24 protein-coding genes are annotated in these 24,808 nt (G+C 70.0%); 9 read left to right on the forward strand and 15 right to left on the reverse strand.

Annotated features, from left to right (window positions below; all coding sequences use genetic code 11):
• Positions 1-128: 128 nt before the first annotated feature.
• From ACH4YL_RS22025 to ACH4YL_RS22045, 5 genes are all read right to left on the reverse strand, one after another.
• Entirely contained in the window at positions 129-650 is a 522-nt protein-coding gene (locus ACH4YL_RS22025) for a DinB family protein (RefSeq protein ID WP_398509358.1), read from the reverse strand.
• Between the two features lie 128 nt (positions 651-778).
• Complete coding sequence (locus ACH4YL_RS22030; protein WP_398509103.1) at positions 779-1,579, reverse strand: alpha/beta fold hydrolase; 801 nt, start codon at positions 1,577-1,579, stop codon at positions 779-781.
• Between the two features lie 154 nt (positions 1,580-1,733).
• On the reverse strand, positions 1,734-3,416 hold the full coding sequence (locus ACH4YL_RS22035; protein ID WP_398509104.1) for a thiamine pyrophosphate-binding protein: 1,683 nt from the start codon (positions 3,414-3,416) through the stop codon (positions 1,734-1,736).
• Positions 3,413-4,384 carry an agmatinase gene (gene speB / locus ACH4YL_RS22040; RefSeq protein ID WP_398509105.1) on the reverse strand — a complete coding sequence of 324 codons (972 nt, stop codon included), beginning with the start codon at positions 4,382-4,384 and terminating at the stop codon, positions 3,413-3,415. The genes ACH4YL_RS22035 and speB overlap by 4 nt, the downstream gene beginning before the upstream one ends.
• Positions 4,385-4,427: 43 nt before the next feature.
• On the reverse strand, positions 4,428-5,897 hold the full coding sequence (locus ACH4YL_RS22045) for a sodium:solute symporter (protein WP_398509106.1): 1,470 nt from the start codon (positions 5,895-5,897) through the stop codon (positions 4,428-4,430).
• Positions 5,898-6,021: 124 nt separating this feature from the next.
• On the opposite strand from ACH4YL_RS22045, the gene ACH4YL_RS22050 reads away from it, so the two are divergent.
• From ACH4YL_RS22050 to tesB, 3 genes are all read left to right on the forward strand, one after another.
• Complete coding sequence (locus ACH4YL_RS22050; RefSeq protein ID WP_398509107.1) at positions 6,022-7,518, forward strand: PucR family transcriptional regulator; 1,497 nt, start codon at positions 6,022-6,024, stop codon at positions 7,516-7,518.
• Positions 7,519-7,624: 106 nt separating this feature from the next.
• Positions 7,625-8,782 (forward strand): acyl-CoA dehydrogenase family protein, encoded by a 1,158-nt coding sequence (locus ACH4YL_RS22055; RefSeq protein WP_398509108.1) that lies wholly within the window; start codon positions 7,625-7,627, stop codon positions 8,780-8,782.
• Between the two features lie 22 nt (positions 8,783-8,804).
• A complete protein-coding gene (gene tesB / locus ACH4YL_RS22060; protein ID WP_398509109.1) occupies positions 8,805-9,680 on the forward strand; it encodes an acyl-CoA thioesterase II in 876 nt (291 codons plus the stop codon).
• A gap of 9 nt (positions 9,681-9,689) precedes the next feature.
• Here the strand turns inward: tesB and ACH4YL_RS22065 are convergent, their stop codons facing one another.
• The 10 genes from ACH4YL_RS22065 to ACH4YL_RS22110 all read right to left on the reverse strand — a co-directional run bounded on the left by ACH4YL_RS22065 (position 9,690) and on the right by ACH4YL_RS22110 (position 16,758).
• Positions 9,690-10,031 carry a helix-turn-helix domain-containing protein gene (locus ACH4YL_RS22065; RefSeq protein WP_398509110.1) on the reverse strand — a complete coding sequence of 114 codons (342 nt, stop codon included), beginning with the start codon at positions 10,029-10,031 and terminating at the stop codon, positions 9,690-9,692.
• Entirely contained in the window at positions 10,028-10,414 is a 387-nt protein-coding gene (locus tag ACH4YL_RS22070; RefSeq protein WP_398509111.1) for a type II toxin-antitoxin system RelE/ParE family toxin, read from the reverse strand. The genes ACH4YL_RS22065 and ACH4YL_RS22070 overlap by 4 nt, the downstream gene beginning before the upstream one ends.
• A 103-nt stretch (positions 10,415-10,517) precedes the next feature.
• On the reverse strand, positions 10,518-11,297 hold the full coding sequence (locus ACH4YL_RS22075; RefSeq protein ID WP_398509112.1) for a phosphatase: 780 nt from the start codon (positions 11,295-11,297) through the stop codon (positions 10,518-10,520).
• Between the two features lie 15 nt (positions 11,298-11,312).
• Positions 11,313-12,548 (reverse strand): DUF418 domain-containing protein, encoded by a 1,236-nt coding sequence (locus ACH4YL_RS22080; RefSeq protein WP_398509113.1) that lies wholly within the window; start codon positions 12,546-12,548, stop codon positions 11,313-11,315.
• A gap of 169 nt (positions 12,549-12,717) precedes the next feature.
• Positions 12,718-13,650, reverse strand: a complete 933-nt coding sequence (locus ACH4YL_RS22085; protein WP_398509114.1) for a hypothetical protein — start codon at positions 13,648-13,650, stop codon at positions 12,718-12,720.
• A complete protein-coding gene (locus tag ACH4YL_RS22090; protein WP_398509359.1) occupies positions 13,647-14,534 on the reverse strand; it encodes an ABC transporter ATP-binding protein in 888 nt (295 codons plus the stop codon). Before ACH4YL_RS22090 ends, ACH4YL_RS22085 begins: the two co-directional genes overlap by 4 nt.
• A 15-nt stretch (positions 14,535-14,549) precedes the next feature.
• Complete coding sequence (locus ACH4YL_RS22095; protein ID WP_398509115.1) at positions 14,550-14,813, reverse strand: hypothetical protein; 264 nt, start codon at positions 14,811-14,813, stop codon at positions 14,550-14,552.
• A gap of 72 nt (positions 14,814-14,885) precedes the next feature.
• Entirely contained in the window at positions 14,886-15,326 is a 441-nt protein-coding gene (locus ACH4YL_RS22100) for a hypothetical protein (RefSeq protein ID WP_398509116.1), read from the reverse strand.
• Between the two features lie 121 nt (positions 15,327-15,447).
• Entirely contained in the window at positions 15,448-16,101 is a 654-nt protein-coding gene (locus ACH4YL_RS22105) for a response regulator transcription factor (RefSeq protein WP_398509117.1), read from the reverse strand.
• A gap of 60 nt (positions 16,102-16,161) precedes the next feature.
• On the reverse strand, positions 16,162-16,758 hold the full coding sequence (locus ACH4YL_RS22110; protein ID WP_398509118.1) for a TetR/AcrR family transcriptional regulator: 597 nt from the start codon (positions 16,756-16,758) through the stop codon (positions 16,162-16,164).
• A 99-nt stretch (positions 16,759-16,857) separates the two neighbouring features.
• Here ACH4YL_RS22110 and ACH4YL_RS22115 point away from each other — a divergent pair, with 99 nt between their 5' ends.
• The 6 genes from ACH4YL_RS22115 (at position 16,858) to ACH4YL_RS22140 (ending at position 24,646) form a co-directional block, all read left to right on the forward strand.
• A complete protein-coding gene (locus ACH4YL_RS22115) occupies positions 16,858-18,474 on the forward strand; it encodes a carboxyl transferase domain-containing protein (protein WP_398509119.1) in 1,617 nt (538 codons plus the stop codon).
• A 13-nt stretch (positions 18,475-18,487) separates the two neighbouring features.
• Positions 18,488-20,491, forward strand: a complete 2,004-nt coding sequence (locus ACH4YL_RS22120) for an acetyl/propionyl/methylcrotonyl-CoA carboxylase subunit alpha (protein ID WP_398509120.1) — start codon at positions 18,488-18,490, stop codon at positions 20,489-20,491.
• On the forward strand, positions 20,484-21,419 hold the full coding sequence (locus tag ACH4YL_RS22125; protein WP_398509121.1) for a hydroxymethylglutaryl-CoA lyase: 936 nt from the start codon (positions 20,484-20,486) through the stop codon (positions 21,417-21,419). Before ACH4YL_RS22120 ends, ACH4YL_RS22125 begins: the two co-directional genes overlap by 8 nt.
• Positions 21,420-21,445: 26 nt before the next feature.
• Positions 21,446-22,615, forward strand: a complete 1,170-nt coding sequence (locus ACH4YL_RS22130) for an acyl-CoA dehydrogenase family protein (RefSeq protein WP_398509122.1) — start codon at positions 21,446-21,448, stop codon at positions 22,613-22,615.
• A gap of 151 nt (positions 22,616-22,766) precedes the next feature.
• Positions 22,767-23,792 carry an ABC transporter substrate-binding protein gene (locus tag ACH4YL_RS22135; RefSeq protein WP_398509123.1) on the forward strand — a complete coding sequence of 342 codons (1,026 nt, stop codon included), beginning with the start codon at positions 22,767-22,769 and terminating at the stop codon, positions 23,790-23,792.
• A 2-nt stretch (positions 23,793-23,794) separates the two neighbouring features.
• Positions 23,795-24,646: a siderophore-interacting protein gene (locus ACH4YL_RS22140; RefSeq protein WP_398509124.1), complete on the forward strand. Its 852-nt coding sequence runs from the start codon at positions 23,795-23,797 to the stop codon at positions 24,644-24,646.
• Positions 24,647-24,808: the final 162 nt, after the last annotated feature.

A 24,808-nucleotide genomic window follows, 5' to 3' on the forward strand; every position in this document is an offset into this window, starting at 1 on the left:
CCTCCGTGCGGTGTGTTCCTAGACAGCTCCACCACATCGGAGGTCTTCGCCATGTTCAAGACCCACAACTGTCAACAACGCTCGTGATCAATACACCTAGGGCCTGATCCAGACGACAGGCCCTGGGGCTACTGCCCCACTCGTCCGTCGATCCGCTCGCGCAGGAAGTCGGCATGGCCGAGGTGCCTGGCGTACTCCTCGATCATGTGCACCAGCACCTCACGGAGCGTGAGCTGCTCGTCGTCATGGGTGACGGCGAGGTCGAGACTGGGCGCCTCCGCCACGAACCGCTCCGCGAAGGCGACCTCCGCCCGCCAGGTGTCCCATGCCTCGGCGACGACCTCGGGGTCCGCCACGGCGCCGTCGAACTCCCCGTTGGGATCGGCTTCTGTGCGGTAGTGCCTCGGTACGTCCTGCCCGGCCATCACCCGCCGGAACCAGCTCTGTTCCACGCCTGCGAGATGCCGGACCAGCCCCAGCAGCGACAGATTCGACGGCTCGACGGACCGGCGGGCCATGTCCTCGGCGTCGAGACCGGCGCACTTCAGCTCCAGCGTCAGCCGGTTGTCCCGCAGATAGCCGGCGAGCGTGGCCCGCTCCCCGTCGAACCCGCCTTCGCTGCGCGGGTCTTCATCGGGGTGGACGAACATGTCCCACCACCCGAACGTCCGCTCTGGCTTGTCGTCGCCGGGCTTCTCATTGTCTTCAGGCATGCCTCCGAGGATCGACGGTCGGTGCGGCATCCGCCACAGAATTGATTCGGTGGACCGGCGGGGACCTACAGCGTCCGCAGCACCTCGGCGAACTCCTTCGGCTGCCCCATGAAGCCGCCGTGGTCACCGGGGAACTCCACCGGCTGCGTGCCCAGCAGTTCCGTCAGCGCCACGGAGGTCCGGTACGTCAGCAGGTGCCCCGAGGTGACGCCGATGCCGACAACGACCTTGGCCGCTCCTGCCTTCAGCGCGGCGATGTCGGGCACGTGGCGGACGGTTCCCCGCAGCTCATGGGCGAAGAACCGGGCGCTGTCCGCGAGGTCCTGCTCCGAGGGCTCTCCCGGCGGAGGAGCCGGGGCGTCCTCGCCGCCGAGGTCGAATCCGGCGTTGGCCATGAACTTCATCCACGCCGCCCCGATGCCGTCCCGGTGGAAGGTCTCGATGATGTCGTCGGTCGCGGCAAGCTGCTCGGCGGCGTCGGAAAGCAGTTCCAGCAGCGGCGGTTCGTGCGCGACCAGCGTCCGCACCCGCCCGGGATGCCGGGTGACCAGCGCGAGCCCCGTCACCGCGCCGCCGCTGCTGCCGAACACATCGGCGGTCTCCGCTCCGAGGTCGTCCAGGATGGCGGCGATGTCGTCCGCGCGCAGTTCGGGAGTGGAGTCCTGCTCGGGGTCGTCGAGGCGGCTGCCGGAGATGCCCCGCGGGTCGTGGGTGACGACGGTGTGGTCCTCGGCGAGCGCGTCGGCCAGCGGGGCGAAGGCGGCGGCGTTCATCGGCGCCCCGACGACCAGCAGCAGCGGTCCGGTGCCGCGGACCTCGTAGTGCAGGCGCGCGCCCGGGACATCGAGGGTGTGGATGGCAGTCATGGCCGGTCTTCCTTCCGTCGGTGGTCGTCCGCGGTTCGCGGTGACGGGAGATGGACCAGGGCCGGCGGGAAAACTCATCGGGTTGGCGGCAGACAGGAAAAACCTGGCCCCGCCGCCCCGGGGGATGGGCGGCGGGGCCAGGGGTCCGGACGGATCAGACGTGCGACGGGGCGAACATCCTCAGGACCGCGGGCAGCACGACCACCGACGGGCCGGGCTCCGTGAGCGCCTTGGCGAGGTCCTCGGCCAGGGACTCCGGCGTCGTACGGGTCGCAGGGACGCCGAAGGACTCGGCCAGGGCCACGAAGTCCGGGCGGGACAGTTCCGTCGCCGTCGGCTCGCCGAACGCGTCCGTCATGTACTCGCGCAGGATGCCGTAGCCCCCGTCGTCGACGATCAGCCAGGTGACCGGGAGGCCGTACTGGCGGGCGGTCGCCAGCTCCGCGATCGAGTACATCGCGCCGCCGTCGCCGGAGACCGCGAGGACCGGGCGGGTGGGGTCCGCCGCGGCGGCTCCCAGCGCCGCGGGGAAGCCGTAGCCGAGGCCGCCCGCGCCCTGGGCCGAGTGCATGGTGTTCGGGTGGCGGGCGTCGAAGGCGGACCAGGCCCAGTAGGCCAGGATCGTCATGTCCCAGAAGCTGGGCGCGTCGTCGGGCAGCGCCTCGCGCACGGAGGCCAGGACCTGCTGTTCCAGGGTGAGTTCCTGGGCCTCGATCCGCGCCCGGACCTGGGACAGGACCGTGCGTACGGACTCCGCCGCTTTGGAGTCCTCCCGTGCGGTCACCGTCTCCAGCAGTGCCGAGAGCCCCAGCCGCGCGTCCGCGTGGATGCCGAGCCCCGGGTGGTTGGACTCCAGCTTGCCGGCGTCCGCCTCGATCTGGATCACCCGGCCACGAGGGGCGAACGAGTGGTAGTTCGAGGAGAGTTCGCCGAGACCCGAGCCGACGACCAGCAGCACATCGGCGGATTCCAGGAAGTCCGTGGTGTGCCGGTCCTCCAGCCAGGACTGGAGCGACAAGGGATGCGTCCACGGGAACGCGCCCTTGCCGCCGAAGGTGGTGACCACCGGCGCGTTCAGCCTCTCCGCCAGCGCGAGCAGCTTGCCGGACGCGTCGGAGCGTACGACCCCGCCGCCCGCGATGATCACGGGCCGGGTGGCGTTGGACAGCAAGTGGGCGGCGACCGCGGTCAGTTCGGGCCGCGGGACCACGTCCTCAGGAGTGGCGTCCATCGCGGTGACCACGGGCAGCGTCGTCTGCGCCAGCAGCACGTCCTGCGGGATCTCGACCCAGACCGGGCCGTGCGGCGCCGTCAGCGCGGACTGCCAGGCCGCGGCGATCGCGGACGGGATCTGGGAGGCCGTACGCACGGTGTGGACGGACTTGACGATGTCGCGGAACGAGGCCTGCTGGTCGCGGAGTTCGTGCAGATAGCCGTGGCGGCCGCCGCCGAGACCGGCCGTGGGCACCTGGCTGCCGATCGCCAGCACGGGCGCGGACGCCGCCGCCGACTCCTGGAGCGCGGCCAGCGACATCAGCGCGCCCGGTCCGGTGGAGAGCAGCAGCGGGGCCACTTCGCCGGTCAGCCGGCCGTACGCGTCGGCGGCGAAGCCCGCGTTGTTCTCGACGCGCAGTCCGACGTACGAGAGCGACGAGCGGCGCAGGGCGTCGAACATGCCGAGCGCGTGCTGGCCGGGCAGTCCGAAGACGGTCGTCGCGCCGAGTCCGGCCAGCGTCTCGACGACGAGATCGCCGCCGTTGCGTCCGGCGGGCGGGTTCAGCGCGGCCGCGGTCTGTGCCTCGGTGGGCCGCAGAACGAGGTCGTGGTCGTGCGTCACTTCGCCGCCTTCGCCGCCGCGATCTGCCGGGACATGATCGTGGTCAGCTCGTACGCCGTGTGCGAGGCCGCCACGGATGTGATCTCCGCGTGGTCGTAGGCGGGCGCGACCTCGACGACGTCCGCCGAGACCAGGTTGCAGGAGGCCAGACCGCGCAGGATCTCGAGCAGTTCGCGGGAGGTCATGCCGCCGGCCTCCGGCGTGCCGGTGCCGGGGGCGTGCGCGGGGTCGAGGCAGTCGATGTCGATGGAGATGTACAGCGGGCGGTCGCCGATGCGCTGGCGCAGCTGGTCGGCGACCTCGTCGGCGCCGCGGCGGTAGACGTCGGCCGAGGTGACGATGCCGAAGCCCATCTTCTCGTCGTCGGTCAGGTCCTGCTTGCCGTACAGCGGGCCGCGGATGCCCACATGGGACAGCGCCTCGGTGTCGAGGATGCCTTCCTCGACGGCCCGGCGGAACGGCGTGCCGTGCGTGTACTCCGCGCCGAAGTACGTGTCCCAGGTGTCCAGATGCGCGTCGAAGTGCAGCAGGGCGACCGGCCCGTGCTGCTTGGCCACCGAGCGCAGCAGCGGCAGCGCGATGGTGTGGTCGCCGCCGAGCGTCATCAGCCGCGCGCCGGTGCCGAGCAGTTCGTCGGCCGCGGCCTCGACGGTCTCGACGGCCTCGTTGATGTTGAACGGGTTCGCCGCGATGTCGCCGGCGTCGGCGACCTGGGCGAGCGCGAAGGGCGAGGCGTCCTGCGCCGGGTTGTACGGGCGCAGGAGCCTCGACGCCTCGCGGATGGCGTTGCCGCCGAAGCGTGCTCCGGGACGGTAGGAGACCCCGGAGTCGAAGGGCACGCCGACCACGGCGACATCGGCGGTGCCGACCTCGTCGAGCCGCGGCAGCCGGGCGAACGTCGCGGGTCCGGCGTACCGCGGAATGCGGGACGAGTCGACGGGGCCGCGCGGTTGCTCGTTGCTGCTCATGTGAAATGCCTTCTTTCCTACGCTTCGTTGCGTTTTAACGACTTTAGCTTGGTACGGCCGCGGGTTCCGCCGGGGCCTCTTCTTCCTCGGCGCCCCGGCCCGCAAGCCGCTCGCGCCAGTTCGCCAGGACCGCCGCGTCCGTCGGCCGGGTGGCGAGCGAGACGATCACATACGCGGCGAGGGAGAGCAGCAGGCCGTAGTAGATGGGCTCGTTGGCCAGGATCCCGTACGTCGCCATCAGGCCGATGACCGCGACGCCGCCGACGATCACCGAGGCCAGCGCGCCGTACACGGTGCCGCGCCTCCACAGCAGTCCGCCGAGGATCGGCACCAGCAGTCCGCCGACCAGCAGGTTGTACGCGACGGTGAGCGCCTCGACGACATTGTTCAGCGCGATTGCGATGCAGATGACCGCGACGCCCATGATCAGGATGAAGGCGCGGTTGCCCCTGACCTCGTCGCGGTCGCTGCCGTCCCGGGACGCGAGACCGCGCAGCTTGGACCAGATGTCGTTGTTGGCGACGGTGGCGCAGGCGATCAGCGCGCCGGACGACGTCGACATCACGGCGGCGAGGGCGGCGGCGAGCACCAGTCCCCGCACGCCCATGGGCAGTTCGTCCTTGACGATGGTGGCGAAGGCGTCGTCGGCGTTGGGCAGCTTCGGGTAGAGGACCTTGGCCGCGGTGCCGATCACGGCGCCGGCCAGGGCGTAGACGAGACAGTACGTACCGGCGACCGTGCCGCCGTAGCGCGCCGTACGGTCGCTGCGCGCGGTGAACACCCGCTGCCAGATGTCCTGGCCGATCAGCATGCCGAAGGTGTAGATCAGGACGTAGGTGAAGATCGTCTCGCCGCCGATGCCGAGCGGCGTGAAGTACTCGGTCGGCAGCGCCGCCTTCATCTCGCTGAAGCCGCCGGCCTTGACGACCGCGATCGGCAGCAGCAGGAGCAGCACACCGACCGTCTTGACGACGAACTGCACCATGTCGGTGAGCGTGATCGACCACATGCCGCCGAGCGTCGAGTACGCGACCACGATCGAGCCGCCGAGGATGATCGCGAACGTCCGGTTCATGTCGAAGAGAACGTCGAAGATCGTGGCGTACGCGATGGTCGAGGTGACCGCCAGCATCAGCGTGTAGGCCCACATCACGACGCCGGAGATGACGCCGGCCTTGCCGCCGTAGCGCAGGTCGAGCATCTCGGAGACGGTGTAGACCTTCAGCCGGGCGATGCGCGCGGAGAAGAAGATGGAGAGCGCGAGGAGGCCGAGGCCGATGGTGAAGACCATCCAGGCGCCGGAGAGGCCGTACTTGTAGCCGAGGCCGACGCCGCCGATCGTCGACGCGCCGCCGAGGACGATGGCCGCCATGGTGCCGGAGTACATCCACGGGCCGAGCCGGCGGCCGGCGACGAGGAACTCGCTCTTGGACTTGGCGCGGCGCATGCCCCACCAGCCCATGCCGAGCATGCCGGCCAGATAGACGACGATTACTGCATAGTCGACAGCCATCGGCTTTCCTTCCGTCTCGTCCCCCGGGTCCCAGGTCTTGTGCCAGACGACGCTAGGTGGCCGGAAAGAAACGCTGAAGTGTACGTTTCATCCATTGTTGATGCCGCCTATGGATGGATCGTCCATGCCGGAGACCGCAGCAGCACCACCCACCCCACCGGTCCCGCTGAGCGCACTGCTGGCCCGCGAGGATCTCGGCCTGCGCCAGATCGCCGGTCCCGTGGAGGCGGACGCGGTGGTGCACATGGTGCACACGTCCGAGATGGCGGATCCGTACCCGTATCTGCTCGGCGGCGAGCTGCTGCTGAGCGCGGGCGTACTGCTGAAGGACCCGGACCGGTATGTCTCGCGGATCGTGGAGGCGGGGGCCGCGGCACTCGGCTTCGGCGTCGCGCCGGTGTACGACACGGTGCCCGCGGAGCTGATCGAGGCGTGCGACCGGCACGGGCTGCCGCTGCTGGAGGTGCCGCCGCAGACGACGTTCACAGCGGTGGCGCGGGCGGTCTGGCGGCTGATGGCGGAGGCGCGCCACCGGGAACTGCGCCGGGTGACCCAGGCCCAGCAGGGCCTCGCCGCGGCGGCGGCACGCCCGGACCCGGTCCCGGCGGTCCTCGCGCAACTTGCGGCCCGCACCGGCGGCCAGGCGGTCCTGCTGGACGCGTCGGGAACGGCCCTCGCCTCGGCGGGCCGGGCTCCGGGCCCTGCGGCCGGGGCGGCACTGCGGCGGCTGGCGCGGGTGGTGCGCCCGGCGGGAGCTCCGGGCTCGGGCTCGGACACGGCTCCGCCGGGCGTGAGCCCAGCGGGTCCGGCCGCGCCCGCGCCCGCTTCCGCCACCGACACCGCGCCCGGTGCGCAACTCGCCGCCTACGCGCTCGGCGGCAGCCAGGGCCTCGTCCTCGGGCTCGCCACGCCATCACGGGAGCCCGGCGACCACACCGTCGCCGGGGTCGCCGTCGTCCTGCTCTCGCTGCTCACCGCGGAGCACCAGGGGATGGACAGCGCCGGCCGCAGCGCCGCCCTCGTGCGCCTGCTGCTCGGGGCCGGGCCGGCGGAGGCCACCGCGCTGCTCGGGGCCGAGCGGTGGACCGTGGTGCATGCCCGCGGCGGGCGGGGCACGCCGTTCGCCGCGTCCGCGCTCGGCGCCGCGCTCGGCAGCGCGCTCGTCGACCCGGCGGACGACGGGACCGTAAGGATCCTGATCGCGGCCGGCCGCGAGGTGGCCCCGCAGCCGGGCTGGGTCCTCGGTGTCAGCGAACCGGTCCACGCCGAGGAGCTGGCCGCCGCCGACACCCAGGCCGCGAGGGCCCTGCACCGGGCGATGGCGGGCCGCATGGAGCTGGTCCGCCATCGCGGCACCTCGCTGGCCGCGCTGCTCTCACCGCAGGAGGCGGCCGCCCACGCCCGGCTGCGCCTCGCCCCGCTCGCCGGCTCCCCCGCCCTCGTCGAGACCCTGCGCAACTGGCTGTCCCTGCACGGCAGCTGGGACCGCACGGCCGCGGCGATGGAGATCCACCGCAATACGGTCCGGCAGCGCATCACCCGCTGCGCGACGCTGCTCGGCGAGGACCTGGACGACCCGGACGTACGCATGGAGCTCTGGTTCGCGCTGCGCTCGCTGTGACGCGGACGACCATGGACGCCTCTGGACAGCCCCGGTGACCGCCCGGTAACTTTTTCTGAGCAAGCGCTTAGATAAACCTTGGACGAGCTGATGAAGGGGGCGTCCCGTGCGCCGTACCGTTTACAACGAGGACCACGAGGCGTTCCGCGAGACCATCCGCGCCTTCATCGAGGCCGAGGTCGCCCCGGTCTACGACGAGTGGTACGCGGCGGGCCAGGCACCCCGCGACTTCTACTACAAGCTCGGTGAGCTGGGCGTCTTCGGCATCGAGGTGCCCGAGGAGTTCGGCGGCGCGGGCCTGGAGACCTTCAAGTTCGAGGCCGTCATGGCCGAGGAGTGCGCCCGCGCCGGCGTGTCCTTCGGCGGCAGCGGCGTGCACGTCATGCTCTGCCTGCCGTACCTGAAGGCGTACGCCACGGACGAGCAGAAGAAGCGCTGGCTGCCCGACTTCGTCACCGGCACCACGATGTACGCCATCGCCATGACCGAGCCCGGCACCGGCTCGGACCTGGCCGGCATGAAGACCACCGCCAAGCTCTCCGAGGACGGCACGCACTACGTCCTCAACGGCGCGAAGACCTTCATCACCGGCGGTGTGCACGCGGACCGCGTGATCGTCTGCGCCCGGACCGACGCGCCGACCGCCGAGGACCGCCGCCACGGCATATCCCTCTTCGTCGTCGACACCAAGTCCGAGGGCTACGCCGTCGGCCGCAAGCTCGACAAGCTGGGCCTGAAGGTCTCCGACACCGCCGAACTGTCCTTCACCGACGTCAAGGTGCCGGTCGAGGACCTGCTCGGCGAGGAGAACAAGGGCTTCTACTACCTCGGCCAGAACCTGCCGCAGGAGCGCCTGGGCATCGCGGTCGGCGCGTACGCGCAGGCAGCGGCGGCCGTCCGGTTCGCCCAGCAGTACGTCGAGGAGCGCACGGTCTTCGGCAAGACGGTCGCCTCGTTCCAGAACACCAAGTTCGAACTGGCCGCCTGCAAGGCCGAGGTGGACGCGGCAGAGGCCGTCGTCGACCGCGCGATGGACGCCATCGACGCGGGCGAGCTGTCCGCCGCCGAGGCCGCGTCCGCGAAGCTGTTCTGCACCGAGGTCGCGCACCGCGTCATCGACAAGTGCCTCCAGCTGCACGGCGGCTACGGCTACATGAACGAGTACCCGATCGCCCGCCTCTACGCGGACAACCGCGTCAACCGCATCTACGGCGGCACCAGCGAGGTCATGAAGTCGATCATCGCCAAGGACATGGGCCTGTAGAACGCCCTGTAGAACTTCCCTTATGAGCACAGCACTCGACGACCTGCTCGATCTGCTCGACCTGGAGCAGATCGAGCAGGACATCTTCCGGGGCCGGTCCCGCTCGGCGGTCGTGCCCCGGGTCTTCGGCGGCCAGGTCGCGGCCCAGGCGCTGGTCGCCGCGGGCCGCACCGTCCCCGACGACCGCACGGCCCACTCGCTGCACGCGTACTTCCTGCGCATGGGCGACCCGGGCGCGCCGATCGTCTACACGGTCGACCGCATCCGCGACGGACGCTCCTTCACCACACGCCGGGTCGTCGCCGTCCAGCACGGCCAGCCGATCTTCCATCTCTCGGCGTCCTTCCAGACGTACGAGGAGGGGCTGGAGCACCAGGCGGCCATGCCGTACGCACCGGCCCCCGAGACGCTTCCGACGGCGGCCGAGATCCTGCCGCGGTACGCGGAGCAGTTCGTCGACCCCGGTGTGGTCGACCGGATGCTGGAGGCCCGGGCGGCGGTCGACCTGCGCTATGTCGACGCCCCGCCGTACGGCAGCGTCGGCGAAGCGCGCGAACCCCGCTCCCAGGTCTGGTTCCGCGCCAACGGCAAACTCGCCGACGACCCGCTGCTCCATGTCTGTCTCGCCACGTACGTCTCCGACATGACGCTGCTGGACTCGGTCCTGCTGGCGCACGGCCGCGGCGGCTGGGCGGTCGGCGACGTGGTGGGCGCGTCACTGGACCACGCGATGTGGTTCCACCGCCCGTTCCGCGCGGACGAATGGCTGCTCTACGACCAGGAGTCCCCGTCGTCCTCCGGCGGCCGGGGCCTGGGCCAGGCCCGTATCTACACCCAGGACGGCCGCCTCGCGGCCTCCGTCATCCAGGAGGGCGTGGTCCGCGTCCCGCACGGCTGAGGCGGTGGCTCAGGCGGCGGGCGTGTGCGCGGTGAAGGCGACGCGCGACGTGTCCCCGTCCAGCTCAAGACTGAGGGCCGCGTCCATTGCCCGGGCCAGCCGGGCGAGCAGGGGCAGGGTCGGCATGGTCCCGCCGAGCTCCAGCTTGGAGATCTGGGGCTGGGTCATCTCGGCTCTCTTGGCAAGCTCGGTCTGGGAGATCCCGAGCTCGGTACGCCGGTCGTACACGGCCTGACCGAGGTCCCAGGACAGCCGGATCTCCTCGCGTAGCTTGATCACCTCGGGACTTTCGCTGACTCCCTTGGCGATCTTCTTGTCGCGGGCCAGCTTCCAGTGCGCGTGGCTGGTCAACAGTTTTCCCCTTCCTCGATGCTGCGGGTGTAGTCCTCATGGGCGCGGCCATGCTCGGCTGCACAGATCGCCTTGACCCGCTTGGCGCGCTCGACCTCAGCACTCTCACGTCGCTGGGTCTTCCGAAAGACAGTCAGCAGAACAGCCCGCCGACCGGGTGCGAGCCAGTACGAGATCCGGATGGCATCACGATTCTTGCCCATCTCGAAGCGCAACTCGCGCACGCCGTCGCCCAAGTAACGCGCGTGCGGCTCCCCCAGCGTGGCCGCGCCTTCCGAAAGCCTCGCGGCCGCATGCTCGGCCCGCGCGTAGTCGGCGTCGCAAAGGTTCATCAGCCACAAGCGAACCTCCGGCTCAATCTCGATGTCAAAAAGATCTCCCATACAGCCGAACGTATATATCGCCCAGTGTATGGGCCCTCGGAAGCCGCGAGAAGTCCGTCGTACGAGTGAACGTGCGGATCCAGCCTGACGCCCGCCCTCACACCTACGACAGGCCTGCCGCGTCCAGCAGGTAGGCCGTCATCGGGTCGTAGAAGCGCGGGTCGGTGACATGGTCGTCCAGGGGGACCGTCACCTGGACCGTGCCCTCCGCCTCGGCGATGAAGAGCGCCGGGTCGTTGCAGTCCGCGTAGCCGACGGAGTCCAGGCCCCGCTGGCCCGCGCAGCCGGCCCAGCCGTGGTCGGCGACCACGAGGTCGGGCTGCGGCCGGCCGTCGCGCTCCAGGCCGTCCAGGATCGCGGCCATCGGCGCAGGTGAGTGCGTGTGCCAGAGCGTCGCGCCGCGTTCCAGCACCGCGACGTCCGCGAACTGGAAGACCATGCCCTCGTCCGCGGTCAGCCCGCCGGGAATCCGTACGATCTCGCAGCCCGCCGCCCGCAGCGCGTCCGCCGTCTGCCGGTGCACATCAAGCAGGCCGCCGGGGTGCCCGGTGGCGAACAGCACCCGCTCCTGCCCGGCCGCGGCCTTCCGCAGCCGTGCGGCCAGCCGGTCCAGCGCGTCGACCGTCAGTTCCGGGTCGATGGTGTCCTGCCCGCTCCGGTATTCGGGATCGTCGTTGACGCCGCACCGCTCGGCCATCACGGCGAGCACGTCCTGCTCGTCGGTCCACCGGTCACCGAGCTCGACCCCCAGCCAGAAGTGGCGGTCGCCGTTGGCGAGCTTGCGGTAGTGGGAGAGGTTGTTGTCGCGGGGTGTGGCGACGTCTCCGGCGATACGGGTGCGGACAAGGTGTTCGACAAGGGCGGCACGGCTGGGTATCGGCATGGGTCCATTGTGCCGTCAGCAACCGGGGGTGTGCCCTGCGTCCCGAACCTTGGACGGCCGGCCGGCGACAGTCAGCGCGCGGAGCAGCCATTCGACGGGCCCGAGCCGGTGGCGCCGCAGCAACACGGCGCTGGCCCACAACTGCGCCCCGTACAGAACGAGCGCCCCGCCCACCACGGCAGCCGCACCCACCCGGCCGTAGAGCCCGAGGCCGTACCCGGTGAAGACCAAGGCCATCACGAGTGACTGCAGCAGGTAGTTGGTCAGGGCCATCCTGCCCGCAGGCGCGAGGCGGGCCGCAAGCAACGCACCACGCGGCGTGCCGAACCAGAGCAGGATCAAGGCGGCGTACGCGCAGGAGAGCGCGGGTGCGGTGACCAGGCCGACGGCGTACGACAGGAATTCCCATCGGTCGGGCAGCGGGCCGACCGTGCCGGCCGCCATGAAGGCCGCTCCGGGCAGACCGACGGCCAGCCCGATGACACACATCCGCCGCAGTCGGCCGCGGTGCTCGGCGGCGCCGCTGAGCAACTGCCGCTTGCCTGCGGCGAAGCCCGCCAGGAAGGCGGCGGTGACCAGCCCGCCGACGAGCAGGACAGCGGCCAGGGCCTCGGGCAGGGCGCGGAGGTTGGCACCGATGACGTCGGCGGCATCACCCCGGTACGCACGGGTCAACTCGGCCGCCTCCGCCTGCAGTTCGGCCGCCGATGTCGGGTCCGCCGCCACCAGCGTCCCGATGCCCAGGAGCAGGTACAGAGCCGTGACAGCTCCGTACACCCACAGCGCCGCGCGCCAGGCACGGGCCGGCCCGGCCTTCCGGGCGGCGAGCAGGATCAGTCCGAGGAGGGCGTACGTCATCAGGATGTCGCCGGTGTACAGCAGCGTCGCGTGCAGGACACCAAGGACGAACAGGCCGAGCAGACGCCGCAGTATCCGGGGCACGAAGCGGGCGCCTGCGCGTTCCGCCGAGCCGATCTGGAGCGTGAAGCTGTACCCGAAGAGGAATGAGAAGAGCAGGTAGAACTTCGTCTCCACGAACATCGCGACCAGCCAGTGGGCCACGAAGTCAGCGCCCGCAGCCCCGGGGGCGACGCCTGCCGGTCCGTACAGCCCAGCCATCACCAGCACGTTCACCAGGAGGATCCCGCCGAGCGCGAACCCACGCAGCGCATCCACCTCCACGATGCGCTGCCCCGTTCGCTCCCCCAAGTCTCCGGGCCGGGCAGCGGTGCCCACGAACTCCTGCGTCATCCTGTTCCCCCATGAACCGCGCGGCCGACGTTGCTTCAGATACTTCCAGTCGGTCACTGACGCAACGTCGCACCCAGGCAGGACGATGGAATCATCCCCCAGGGGTACGTCTGCGGACGGTGGAGCGTGCGTGCCTGGCGAGAGACTGGCCGGGCTCGTGCACACCGGCTCAGGCGGCGTCCCGCCGCTGGTAGACGTAGGCACCGGCGAGGGCGAGGGCCACGGTGAAAATGACGAAGACCGTCATGCCGACGGCGGGCGAGAGCTCGCTCCCCGCCAGCACGGTCAGGAAGTCCCGCTCCTCCCCTGGGGCTCCGTAGCCGGCGAGACCGGCCCGGCCGGCCGCGAAAGGCAGCCAGTCACCCAGCGAACCCAGGCCGGGGACCTGCTCCAGGATCAGGCCGGCAATTCGCTCACCGAGCAACGGCCAGAGGGTGAGCGCGAGGGCGGTGCCGACACGGTTGCGCAGAAGTACGGCCACCGCACTGCACACCACCGGCCAGCAGGCCATGAACAGCAGAAAGCTCGCGAAGGGCCCAAGCACCTCGCCCCAGTCCGGCTGGCGGGCACCGGACAGAGCGAGGGAGACGGTTCCCGTCAGTGCGGTCAGCAGCGCACCGACCAAGGCCGCCCCGCTTGTGACGGCCGCGCCCGTCAGCAGCTTCGCGCCGTACGCGAGCGAGCGGCTGCCGAGCGTGAGCCAGCTGGTCCGGGCGGCGCCGCGGGCCAGCTCGCTGGCGATCGGCCCGGTCCCCAGTGGCAGCAACAGCAAGGCAAGCAGCGGAAGTTGGGTTGCCACTGCGTCCCACTGGAGAGTCGCCGCCACAGCCGCGGCTCCAGGGGCCGCGCCGTCGGCCACGTCCAGCCCGAGCGCAAGACCATTGACAAGGCTCATCGCGGCAGCGACACCGAGCAGGATCCAGGTGGAGCGCAGGCCGGCGAGATGCCGCCATTCATAGCGAACGGCGCGGCGCAGAGCCTGCCCTACGGGCACCGACAAGGGCACCGGCGCCGAGGTCCTCGTTCTCGTGAGGTGTGTCGTGGTCACGGAACTCGTTGTGGTCACCGGATTCGTCGTGGTCACCGGATTCGTCGTGGTCATGAGATACGGAACTCCTCCTGCGCCACCGAAAGATAGAAGTCCTCCAGCGAAGGAGGCCGTTCATGCAGCCCGTGCAGCCGCACGCCATGCTCGGCCGCCAGATCGCCGACCTGGAAACGCGTGGCGCCGGTGACGACGGCAACGCCGGGTTCAGCGGCTTCGAAGGTGGCGCCGAGCTCACGCACCGGACCGGCGAGCTTCTCCACGTGCGGGCTCTGCACGATGACCCGGCCGTGGGAGCGCTCGGCGAGTTCCGCGACGGTCACCTCGGCGACCACCCGTCCTTTGGCGAGTACGACGACTCGATCGGCCAGCTGCTCCATCTCGGCGAGCTGGTGGCTGGACACGAGAACGGCCCGTCCTTCGGCCGCAAGCTTCAGCAGTAGCTCACGCAGCCAGCGGATGGAGTGCGGATCCAGACCGTTGGCGGGCTCGTCGAGAATCATGATGGGCGGGTCGGCGAGCAGGGCCTGCGCGATCCCCACTCGTTGGGACATTCCCAACGACAATTCGCTCAGCCGCCTGGTGGCGGCCTCGGCCAGGCCGACCAGTCCGAGCACCTCGTCGACTCTGCTGTCGGGCACCCCTGCCCCCGCAGCCACCATGCGCAGATGCCAACGGACTCGATGCCCGGGGTGTCCTGCCACACCGCCGAGAACTACTCCGACGACGGCAGCGGGATTTCTCCATTCCCGTAGTGGACGTCCGAGGAACGTCGTTTCACCCGCTCCGGAGATGAGCCCGAGCAGCAGCCGGATCGCAGTCGTCTTGCCCGCCCCGTTGGCACCGAGGAATCCGGTTACTTCCCCGGCCTTCAGGGACAGGGAAATACCGTCCACCACGGCATTGCCCCGAAATTCCTTCCGAAGGCCACGGCCGGCCATCACTTCACTCACACGTCACCCATGGTTCCCGAGGAAGAATGCACCCATGACAAGCAGAATCGAGAAGGCGAAGACCGCTCCGACTCCGGGGTTCTTCCGCCGGAAGGCGGACCGGATCAGCATGATCAGAGCCGGCACCCAGCCTGCTGCATAGACAATCCAAGCCGCCGCCGAGGATGACGATCCGTCACCCGCCTTGAACAGCACCCAGGCTACGAGGACAAAGAGCGCGGGCGCGGCCCAGAGGTTCCGCTCGATTGTCTCCTGGCGTTCCGACATGAATCCTCCTGCACCATGGAGCGGCCTCCTCCGCCATGAGAGAAGGAGGCCGCTGTCTCATTCCTGGTTGTTCTAGAAGTAGTTGACCAGGTACGTAATGACCTCGTCGAGGACGTACGCCGGAGCAGCCTTGATGGCCCACTTCAGCGGGTTCCAGTTGGAGAGGCTGTCGACCCAGTTCTTGAAGGCCGCGCGCCCCTTCTTCGCCGCCTGGATTGCAGCCTTTCCGTACTTGCTCTTGACGATCTTGTCGACCAGCTTGCGGGCGGCCGACCCGATGCCCTTGGCGCCGAACTCGGCCTGCGAACCCGTGGAAACAGAGCCGCCGTTCTGACCGGTCGACGTCAGCGCGTTCACAGTTCCGGCGTCACGGGCGACCCCGGCCGTCGAGAGCTGCACGGAGGACACGGCCTGGGTGCGGCCGGTCTCCGCCGCCGAAGCCGCCGGGGCCGCGACACCGATAGCCAGTGCTGCCGTGAGCGCGGCAGCGGTCATACGCATCTTGTTGCCCATCAGAATTCCTCCTACTCGCCGGGAGGCATGGCCGATCAAGGAGCGGTTCTCGATCGGCCATGCCCGTGGCCGGTAACTCCGGCCGGCGAACAAGAGTCTTCAACTCACCTGCCGTCGGCGGCTATTGGACCTTCGGGAGGTGCCCCAAAGGGCATTGCCCCTGAGGGCATATGAGTTCGTGGTGCGCGTAGGCAAATACCGCCGCTTCCAACCGCGAGGAAACACCTATCTTCCCCATGATGCTGGTCAGATGCGCCTTGACGGTGCGCTCGGCGATTCCCAATTGCCTTGCAATCCCCCGGTTTCCTGCCGCGGTCCCGACAAGCGCAAGCACTTCCCGCTCCCGGTTCGTCAGCAGCGGGGCCCCATGAGGATCCCCAGGCGCCGGCCCACTTCCCCGGCGCGAATCGTCAACATGCCCATACGTGTCTGTTTTCAGTGCATTTTGCACGGTCAATGCAGTTACACCTTCCCCGTGATGCGGCGCCAGCACATGGCGCCATTCGTCGTACGACGATCTCGTGCGCGTGATTGCGGATCTACAGCCGAACGTGGCCCAGCTCAGGAGCGAAAACGCCGCGTTGAAACGCCGCTCGGCCCAGGCCTCGGACTCAAAGCGTCGTCCTTCTGGAACAGCGCTCAGGACACGGCAACGAACACCGCGGGCGCCGCCCACAGGTTCCGCTCGATCGTCTCCCGGCAGTCGGGCCTGATGCGTTCGGACATGAAACCCCCGTTGTCGACGAGGCTGGTCAGGCCTCGCTGCGCCAGTCATGGCGCCGACTGGGACTGTACATGGGCCCCGCTACGTCAACTTCCCCTGCGCCAGGGCGCCTCAGGCGCCGTCCGCCGCGGCTGCGAACGCCCCGTGGGCCAGGCGGTGGAGCAGGTCCGCGGTCGCGTCGCGGCCGAGGGGCTCGTCCGGGCGGCCGAGGTGCGGCGTCGAGTTGAGCAGGCCGAAGACCGCGTGGACCGCGGCCCGGGCGTCGGCCTCGGCGAGAGCCGGGTACATCGCGCGTACCGCCGTGACCCACAGCTCCACGTACTGCCGCTGCAGCTGCCGCACCAGTTTGCGGTCGCTGTCGCGGAGGCGGTCCAGCTCGCGGTCGTGGAGAGTGATGAGAGGGCGGTCGTCGAGCGCGAAGTCGATGTGGCCGTCGATCAGTGAGGCGAGCAGCGCCTCGGGATCAGCGGTCGCCTCCTCGACCCGCAGCCGGCCGCCGCTCAGCAGCCGCTCGCTGATGCCCACCAGCAGCTCGGCGAGCATCGCGTCCTTGCCCGCGAAGTGGCGGTACAGGCCCGGGCCGCTGATCCCGACCGCCGCGCCTATTTCGTCGACGCCGACACCGTGGAATCCGCGTTCGGCGAAGAGGCGGGCAGCCTCTTTGAGGATCTGCTCGCGGCGGGTGGGGGCGTCCGTCCTGGTGGTCATGGATCCGATTCTAGACAAGACAGTTAGCGGTCGTTAACCTGGTGGAAACAGGTTAACGCTTATTAACCGAAAGCCGTACGGGCAAAGGGGCTCGACACGATGCAGCAGGCACCCGTGCTGACCAGCACGGCAGACCCCTCTTCGGCGGCCTGGCAGGCCAATGAGGCGGCACATGAGGAGCTCGCCGACACTCTGCGCGGCAAGCTCGCCGCCGCCCGCCTCGGCGGTGGTGAGAAAGCCCGCGCCCGCCACACCGCCCGCGGGAAGCTGCTGCCGCGCGACCGCGTGGACACGCTCCTCGACCCGGGCTCGCCATTCCTGGAGCTCGCTCCGCTCGCGGCTGAGGGGATGTACGAGGGCCAGGCGCCGGCCGCCGGAGTGATCGCCGGGATCGGGCGGGTCGGCGGCCGTGAGGTCGTCGTCGTCGCCAATGACGCCACCGTCAAGGGCGGCACGTACTACCCGATGACGGTGAAGAAGCATCTGAGGGCCCAGGAAGTCGCCCTGGAGAACCGACTGCCGTGCCTGTATCTGGTGGACTCCGGAGGCGCGTTCCTGCCGATGCAGGACGAGGTCTTCCCGGACCGCGAGCACTTCGGGCGCATCTTCTACAACCAGGCCCGGATGTCCGGCGCGGGCATCCCGCAGATCGCGGCCGTCCTCGGCTCCTGCACCGCGGGCGGCGCGTACGTCCCCGCGATGAGCGACGAGGCCGTGATCGTCAGGAACCAGGGCACGATCTTCCTCGGCGGCCCGCCGCTGGTGAAGGCCGCGACCGGCGAGGTCGTCACCGCCGAGGAACTCGGCGGCGGCGAGGTCCACTCCCGGGTCTCCGGCGTCACCGACCACCTCGCCGAGGACGACGCGCACGCGCTGCGGATCGTCCGGAACATCGTGGCGACGCTGCCGCAGCGCGGCCCGCTGCCGTGGTCGGTCGAGCCTGTCGAGGAGCCGAAGGTCGACCCGGCCGGGCTGTACGGCGCGGTGCCGGTCGACTCCCGTACGCCCTACGACGTGCGGGAAGTGATCGCGAGGATCACCGACGGGTCGAGATTCCAGGAGTTCAAGGCGGAGTTCGGGCAGACACTGGTCACCGGCTTCGCCCGGATCCACGGCCACCCCGTCGGCATCGTCGCCAACAACGGCATCCTGTTCTCCGAATCCGCCCAGAAGGGCGCCCACTTCATCGAGCTGTGCGACCAGCGCGGCATCCCGCTGCTCTTCCTGCAGAACATCTCCGGCTTCATGGTCGGCCGGGACTACGAGGCGGGCGGCATCGCCAAGCACGGCGCGAAGATGGTCACCGCCGTGGCCTGTACGCGGGTGCCGAAGCTGACGGTCGTCGTCGGCGGCTCGTACGGCGCGGGCAACTACTCGATGTGCGGCCGCGCCTATTCGCCGCGGTTCCTGTGGATGTGGCCCAACGCGAAGATCTCCGTGATGGGCGGCGAGCAGGCGGCCTCCGTCCTCGCCACCGTCAAGCGCGACCAGCTGGAGGGGCGGGGCGAGAACTGGTCCGCCGAGGACGAAGAGGCGTTCAAGAGCCCGATCCGCAACCAGTACGAGTCGCAGGGCAATGCCTACTACGCCACCGCCCGGCTCTGGGACGACGGTGTGATCGACCCGCTCGAGACCCGGCAGGTGCTGGGGCTGGCCCTGACCGCCTGCGCCAACGCCCCCCTGGGCGACCCGGCCTTCGGCGTCTTCCGGATGTGAGGGACGAATGACGATGTTCGACACAGTCCTTGTCGCCAACCGCGGTGAGATCGCGGTCCGCGTCATCCGCACCCTGAGGGCCATGGGGGTGCGTTCGGTCGCCGTCTTCAGCGACGCGGACGCGGACGCCCGGCACGTACGGGAGGCGGACACGGCGGTCCGTATCGGGCCGCCGCCGGCCGCCGAGAGTTATCTGTCCGTGGAGCGGCTGCTGGACGCCGCGGCCCGCAGCGGCGCGCAGGCGGTCCACCCGGGCTACGGCTTCCTCGCCGAGAATGCGGGCTTCGCGCAGGCGTGCGCGGACGCGGGCCTCGCCTTCATCGGACCGCCCGCCTCCGCGATCTCGCTGATGGGCGACAAGATCCGCGCGAAGGCGACGGTGCAGGCGGCCGGAGTCCCGGTGGTGCCGGGTGCGGCCGATCCCGAACTGGAGCAGGCGGCACGCGAGTTGGGCATGCCGGTGCTGCTCAAGCCGTCGGCGGGCGGCGGCGGCAAGGGCATGCGGCTGGTACGGGACGCCGCGCTGCTCACCGACGAGATCGCCGCGGCACGGCGCGAGGCCCGCTCCTCCTTCGGCGACGACACCCTGCTGGTGGAGCGGTGGATCGACCGGCCGAGGCATATCGAGATCCAGGTACTCGCCGACGCGCACGGCAATGTCGTGCACCTCGGCGAGCGCGAGTGCTCGCTCCAGCGCCGCCACCAGAAGATCATCGAGGAGGCGCCGAGCGTCCTGCTGGACGAGCGGACCCGGGCCGCGATGGGGTCCGCGGCGGTGGAGGCGGCCCGCTCGTGCGGCTATGTCGGCGCGGGCACGGTGGAGTTCATCGTGCCGGGCAGCGACCCGTCCTCGTACTACTTCATGGAGATGAACACCCGCCTCCAGGTCGAGCACCCGGTGACCGAGCTCATCACGGGCCTGGACCTGGTGGAGTGGCAGCTGCGCGTCGCGGCCGGTGAGCGGCTGCCGTTCTCCCAGGACGAGATCACCCTCACCGGGCATGCGATCGAGGCCCGTGTCTGCGCCGAGGACCCGTCCCGCGGCTTCCTGCCGTCCGGCGGCACCGTCCTCGCGCTGCACGAGCCGGAGGCAGACGGCGTGCGCACGGACTCCGGCCTGAGCGAGGGCACGGAAGTGTCGAGCCTGTACGACCCGATGCTGTCGAAGGTCATCGCGTACGGCCCCGACCGGGCGACCGCCCTGCGCAAGCTGCGCGCCGCTCTGGCGGAGACGATCACTCTCGGCGTCCCGACGAACGCGGGCTTCCTGCGCCGTCTGCTGGCCCACCCGTCGGTGGTGGCAGGCGAGTTGGACACGGGCCTGGTGGAGCGGGACCTCGCCTCGCTCCTGCCGGAGGGCGTGCCGGCCGAGGTGTACGCCGCCGCCGCGCTGCGGCAGCACGCCTCGCTCGGCCGGGACGCGCAGGGCCGCTGGGCCGACCCCTTCGGGGCCCCGTCCGGCTGGCGCCTGGGCGGCCAACCCGCCTGGACGGTCCACCACTTCCGCGTCCCGGGTCACGATCCGGTGAGCGTCCGGGTGCGCGGCGCGGCTCAGTCCGCGCAGGTGCTGGTCGGCCCCGCGGACGCCGATGCCGCGCCGGAGCCGGCCCGTCTGTTCAGCGGCGGGGAGCGCCTCATCGTCGAGCTGGGCGGGGTCACCCACACCTTCACCCATGCCCCGTCTCCGGACGGCGCCTGGCTCGGGCGGGACGGGGACTCCTGGCATCTGACGGATCACGATCCCGTCGCCGCCTCCCTCAGCGGGGCCGCGCACGCCGGGGCCGACACGCTCGCCGCGCCCATGCCCGGGACCGTCACCGTCGTCAAGGTGGCCGTCGGGGACGAGGTCGTGGCCGGGCAGAGTCTGCTGGTCGTCGAGGCGATGAAGATGGAGCACGTCATCTCCGCCCCGCACGCCGGCACGGTCGCCGAGCTGGACGTGACGCCGGGGACCACGGTCGCGATGGATCAGCTGCTCGCCGTGGTCACACCTCACGAGGAGGCTCAGGATGACTGACGGACTGCCGATGGCGTTCCCGTCGCAGGACCTGCCGCCACGGGTGCGGATTCATGAGGTCGGGCCGCGCGACGGGCTGCAGAACGAGAAGACGGTCGTACCGACCGAGGTGAAGGCGGAGTTCATCCACCGCCTCGCCGACGCCGGTCTGACGACCGTCGAGGCGACCAGCTTCGTCCACCCCAAGTGGGTGCCCCAACTCGCCGACGCCGAGCAGCTGTTCCCGGAGCTCCGCGACATCAAGGGCGTCGCCCTGCCGGTCCTCGTACCGAACGAGCGAGGGCTCGACCGGGCCGTCTCCCTCGGCGCACGCCGTATCGCGGTCTTCGGCTCCGCGACCGAGACCTTCGCGCAGCGGAACCTCAACCGCACCGTCGACGAGTCCCTCGCAATGTTCGAGCCGGTCGTCGCGCGCGCCAAGGACCACAAGGTCCATGTGCGCGGCTATCTGTCGATGTGCTTCGGCGACCCGTGGGAGGGCAAGGTCCCCGTCCATCAGGTGGTCCGCGTCGCCAAGCAACTGATGGACCTGGGCTGCGACGAGCTGAGCCTCGGCGACACCATCGGCGTCGCGACGCCGGGCCATGTACGGACGCTGCTCGCCGAACTCAACGAGGCGGGCGTGCCCACCTCCGCCATCGGCGTGCACTTCCACGACACCTACGGCCAGGCGCTGGCCAACACCTTCGCGGCACTGGAGCACGGCGTCACCACCGTCGACGCTTCGGCGGGCGGCCTCGGCGGCTGCCCGTACGCCAAGAGCGCCACCGGAAATCTCGCCACCGAAGACCTCGTGTGGATGCTCAACGGCCTCGGCATCGAAACCGGGGTCGATCTCGGCCGGCTCACCGCCACAAGCGTGTGGATGGCCGGACAGCTGGGCCGTCCCAGCCCGTCCCGCACCGTTCGCGCGCTCTCGGTGCAATAAACACAGTCCCACAAGGAGTAGTAGCCATGTCGCTCGACCACCGCCTCACACCCGAGCACGAGGAACTGCGCCGTACCGTCGAGCAGTTCGCGCACGATGTCGTCGCGCCGAAGATCGGCGACTTCTACGAGCGCCACGAGTTCCCGTACGAAATCGTCCGTGAGATGGGCCGCATGGGCCTGTTCGGGCTGCCCTTCCCCGAGGAGTACGGCGGCATGGGCGGCGACTATCTCGCCCTCGGCATCGCGCTGGAGGAGCTGGCCCGCGTCGACTCCTCCGTGGCGATCACGCTGGAGGCCGGGGTCTCGCTCGGTGCGATGCCCGTCTACCGCTTCGGCACCGAGGAGCAGAAGCGGGAGTGGCTGCCGCGGCTCTGCTCCGGCGAGCTGCTGGGCGCGTTCGGGCTGACCGAACCCGGCGCGGGCTCGGACGCCGGCGGCACGCGGACGACGGCCGTACGGGACGAGGCAACGGGCGAGTGGGTCATCAACGGCTCCAAGTGCTTCATCACCAACTCGGGCACGGACATCACGGGCCTGGTCACGGTCACCGCGGTCACCGGCCGCACGGACGACGGCAGGCCGCTGATCTCCTCGATCATCGTGCCCTCCGGCACTCCCGGCTTCACGGTCGCCGCCCCGTACTCCAAGGTCGGCTGGAACGCCTCGGACACGCGTGAGCTGTCCTTCGACGGCGTCCGTGTGCCGCTGGCGAATCTGCTCGGCGAAGAGGGCCGCGGGTACGCCCAGTTCCTGCGGATCCTCGACGAGGGCCGGATCGCGATCTCGGCGCTGGCGACCGGTCTCGCGCAGGGCTGTGTGGACGAGTCGGTGAAGTACGCCAAGGAGCGGCACGCCTTCGGGCGGCCGATCGGCGACAACCAGGCGATCCAGTTCAAGATCGCCGACATGGAGATGCGGGCGCACATGGCCCGGGTCGGCTGGCGCGACGCGGCCTCGCGGCTGGTGCAGGGCGAGCCGTTCAAGAAGGAGGCGGCGCTGGCGAAGCTGTACTCCTCGACGGTCGCGGTGGACAACGCCCGGGAGGCCACGCAGATCCACGGCGGCTACGGCTTCATGAACGAGTATCCGGTGGCGCGGATGTGGCGCGACTCCAAGATCCTGGAGATTGGCGAGGGCACCAGCGAGGTCCAAAGGATGCTGATCGCGCGGGAGTTGGGCCTCACCGGCGCATGACCGGGGCGTGACCGGCGTCCGACGGGAGCCTGACCGGGGCGAAGGCCGCCGCCGATAGTGAGGGCCGCCACTGGACAGTTGCTGAGGTTAGGCTAACCTACCTTCGAACTGCCAGTGGCCGGATCGGCACATATCGAAAGCGGACATCATCATGCCCAACGCCCGAGTTTCTCACCTCTCTCGTCGCGGCCTGCTCGCCGCAGGCGGCGCCCTCGGGCTCGGCGCCGCGATCACCGCGTGCGGCAGCGAGGACAAAAAGGGCGGCTCGGGCAAGGCGGCCGAGAAGGCGGGCCCCTGGAGCTTCACGGACGACCGCGGCACGAAGGTGGAGCTGAAGGCGGCCCCGAAGAACATCGTCGCCTTCACCGGAACGGCCGCCGCCCTTCACGACTACGGCGTCGAGGTCAAGGGTGTTTTCGGCCCGACCAAGACCAAGGACGGCAAGCCCGACGTCCAGGCCGGCAACCTCGACATCAACAAGGTCGAGATCATCGGCAATGTCTACGGCGAGTTCAACGTCGAGAAGTACGCGGCCCTCGGCCCCGAGCTGCTGATCACCAACATGTGGGCCAAGAACGACCCGTGGTACGTCCCGCCGCAGTCCAAGGACAAGATCATGAAGCTGGCCCCCAGCGTTCTGCTGTGGGCGGCCGAGACCACGATGCAGAAGGCGCTTGAGCGGCACGCCGCGCTCGCCGAGTCCCTCGGCGGCGATGTCACCGGCAAGAAGGCCGCCGACGCCAAGGCCCGCTTCGAGAAGGCCGCGGCCCGGCTGCGCGCGGCCGCGAAGTCCAAGCCCGACCTCAAGGTCCTGATCGGCTCCGGCAGCCCGGAGCTCTTCTACGTCTCCGTCCCGAAGACGTCCGCGGACACGCTCTACTTCCAGGAGCTGGGCGTGAAGTTCGTCGAGCCGAAGCCGAACGCGCAGGGCTTCTTCGAGGAGCTCAGCTGGGAGAACGCCGGCAAGTACGCCGCCGACATCATCATCCTGGACAACCGCACCGGCACGCTGCAGCCCGCCGACCTGGCCAAGAAGCCGACCTGGGCGAAGCTGCCCGCCGTCAAGGCCGGCCAGGTCTTCCCGCGCGTCACGGAGCCGATCTACTCCTACGACAAGTGCGCGCCGATCCTCGAGGACCTGGCCAAGGCCATCGAGAACGCGAAGGAGGCCGCCTGACCATGTCGACCGCCGTGGCCGCCCCGTTCCGGTTCTTCCATCTTGAGGTCGTACGGACGAGGCGGCTCGGCCCGTCCATGGTCCGTGTCACGTTCGGCGGCGAGGAGTTGAAGGACTTCGCCGCCGGAGGCCGCGACCAGAGCTTCTCGCTCTTTCTGCCGCACCCCGGCCAGGAGGCTCCCGTCGTGCCCGTGTCCGACGACGGCGACATGTACGCCACGCTCGGCGCGTGGCGTGCGCTGCCGGACGACGAACGCGCCGTCATGCGCTCGTACACCGTGCGCGAGCAGCGGCACGAACCCGCCGAGGTCGACATCGACTTCGCGGTCCACGAGGACGGCGGCCCCGCCTGCCGCTGGGCCGAACAGGCCGCGCCCGGACACCGGGTGATGGTGCTCGGTCCGGCCGTCGCGGACAACACCGCCGTGCGCTGCCGTCCGCCCAGGGACACCGACTGGGTGCTGATCTGGGCGGACGAGACGGCCCTGCCGGCCGCCGCGGCGATCCTCGAATGGCTGCCGGCCGGCACAAGGACCCATGTCTGGCTGGAGGTTCCGCACGCGCAGGACCGCCTGGAGCTGACGACCGCGGCGGATGTGCAGCTCACCTGGCTGGTACGGGAAGAGAACGCGCCGTCCGCCCTGGAGGCGGTCAGCGCGGCCGAGTTGCCCGAGGGAACTCCGTACGCATGGATCGCGGGCGAGTCCGGCAGCGTGAAGGCGCTGCGCCGTCATCTGGTGCGCGAGCGTGAAATCGACCGACGCCGGGTCACGTTCGTCGGCTACTGGAAGCGCGGTGTCAGCGAGGACGGCCTCCGCGAGGAGGCGGTGGCCGACGAGGCCGCCGACATGTGAACAACGCCATAACAGTTGGGCCCAGTGGGGTGCCCGTGACAGGCGGTGGGGGGGGGGGGGGGGTGGGGGGTGTATAGTATAAAGACCCCCAGCAGGATCAAATCTCTTTATACCAGCAAGTAGCCGACAAAATCACCCACGGATCAACAAACGATCACCGCG

Origin of the sequence: Streptomyces sp. NPDC020681, assembly GCF_044334895.1 — a bacterium.
Taxonomy (GTDB): domain Bacteria; phylum Actinomycetota; class Actinomycetes; order Streptomycetales; family Streptomycetaceae; genus Streptomyces.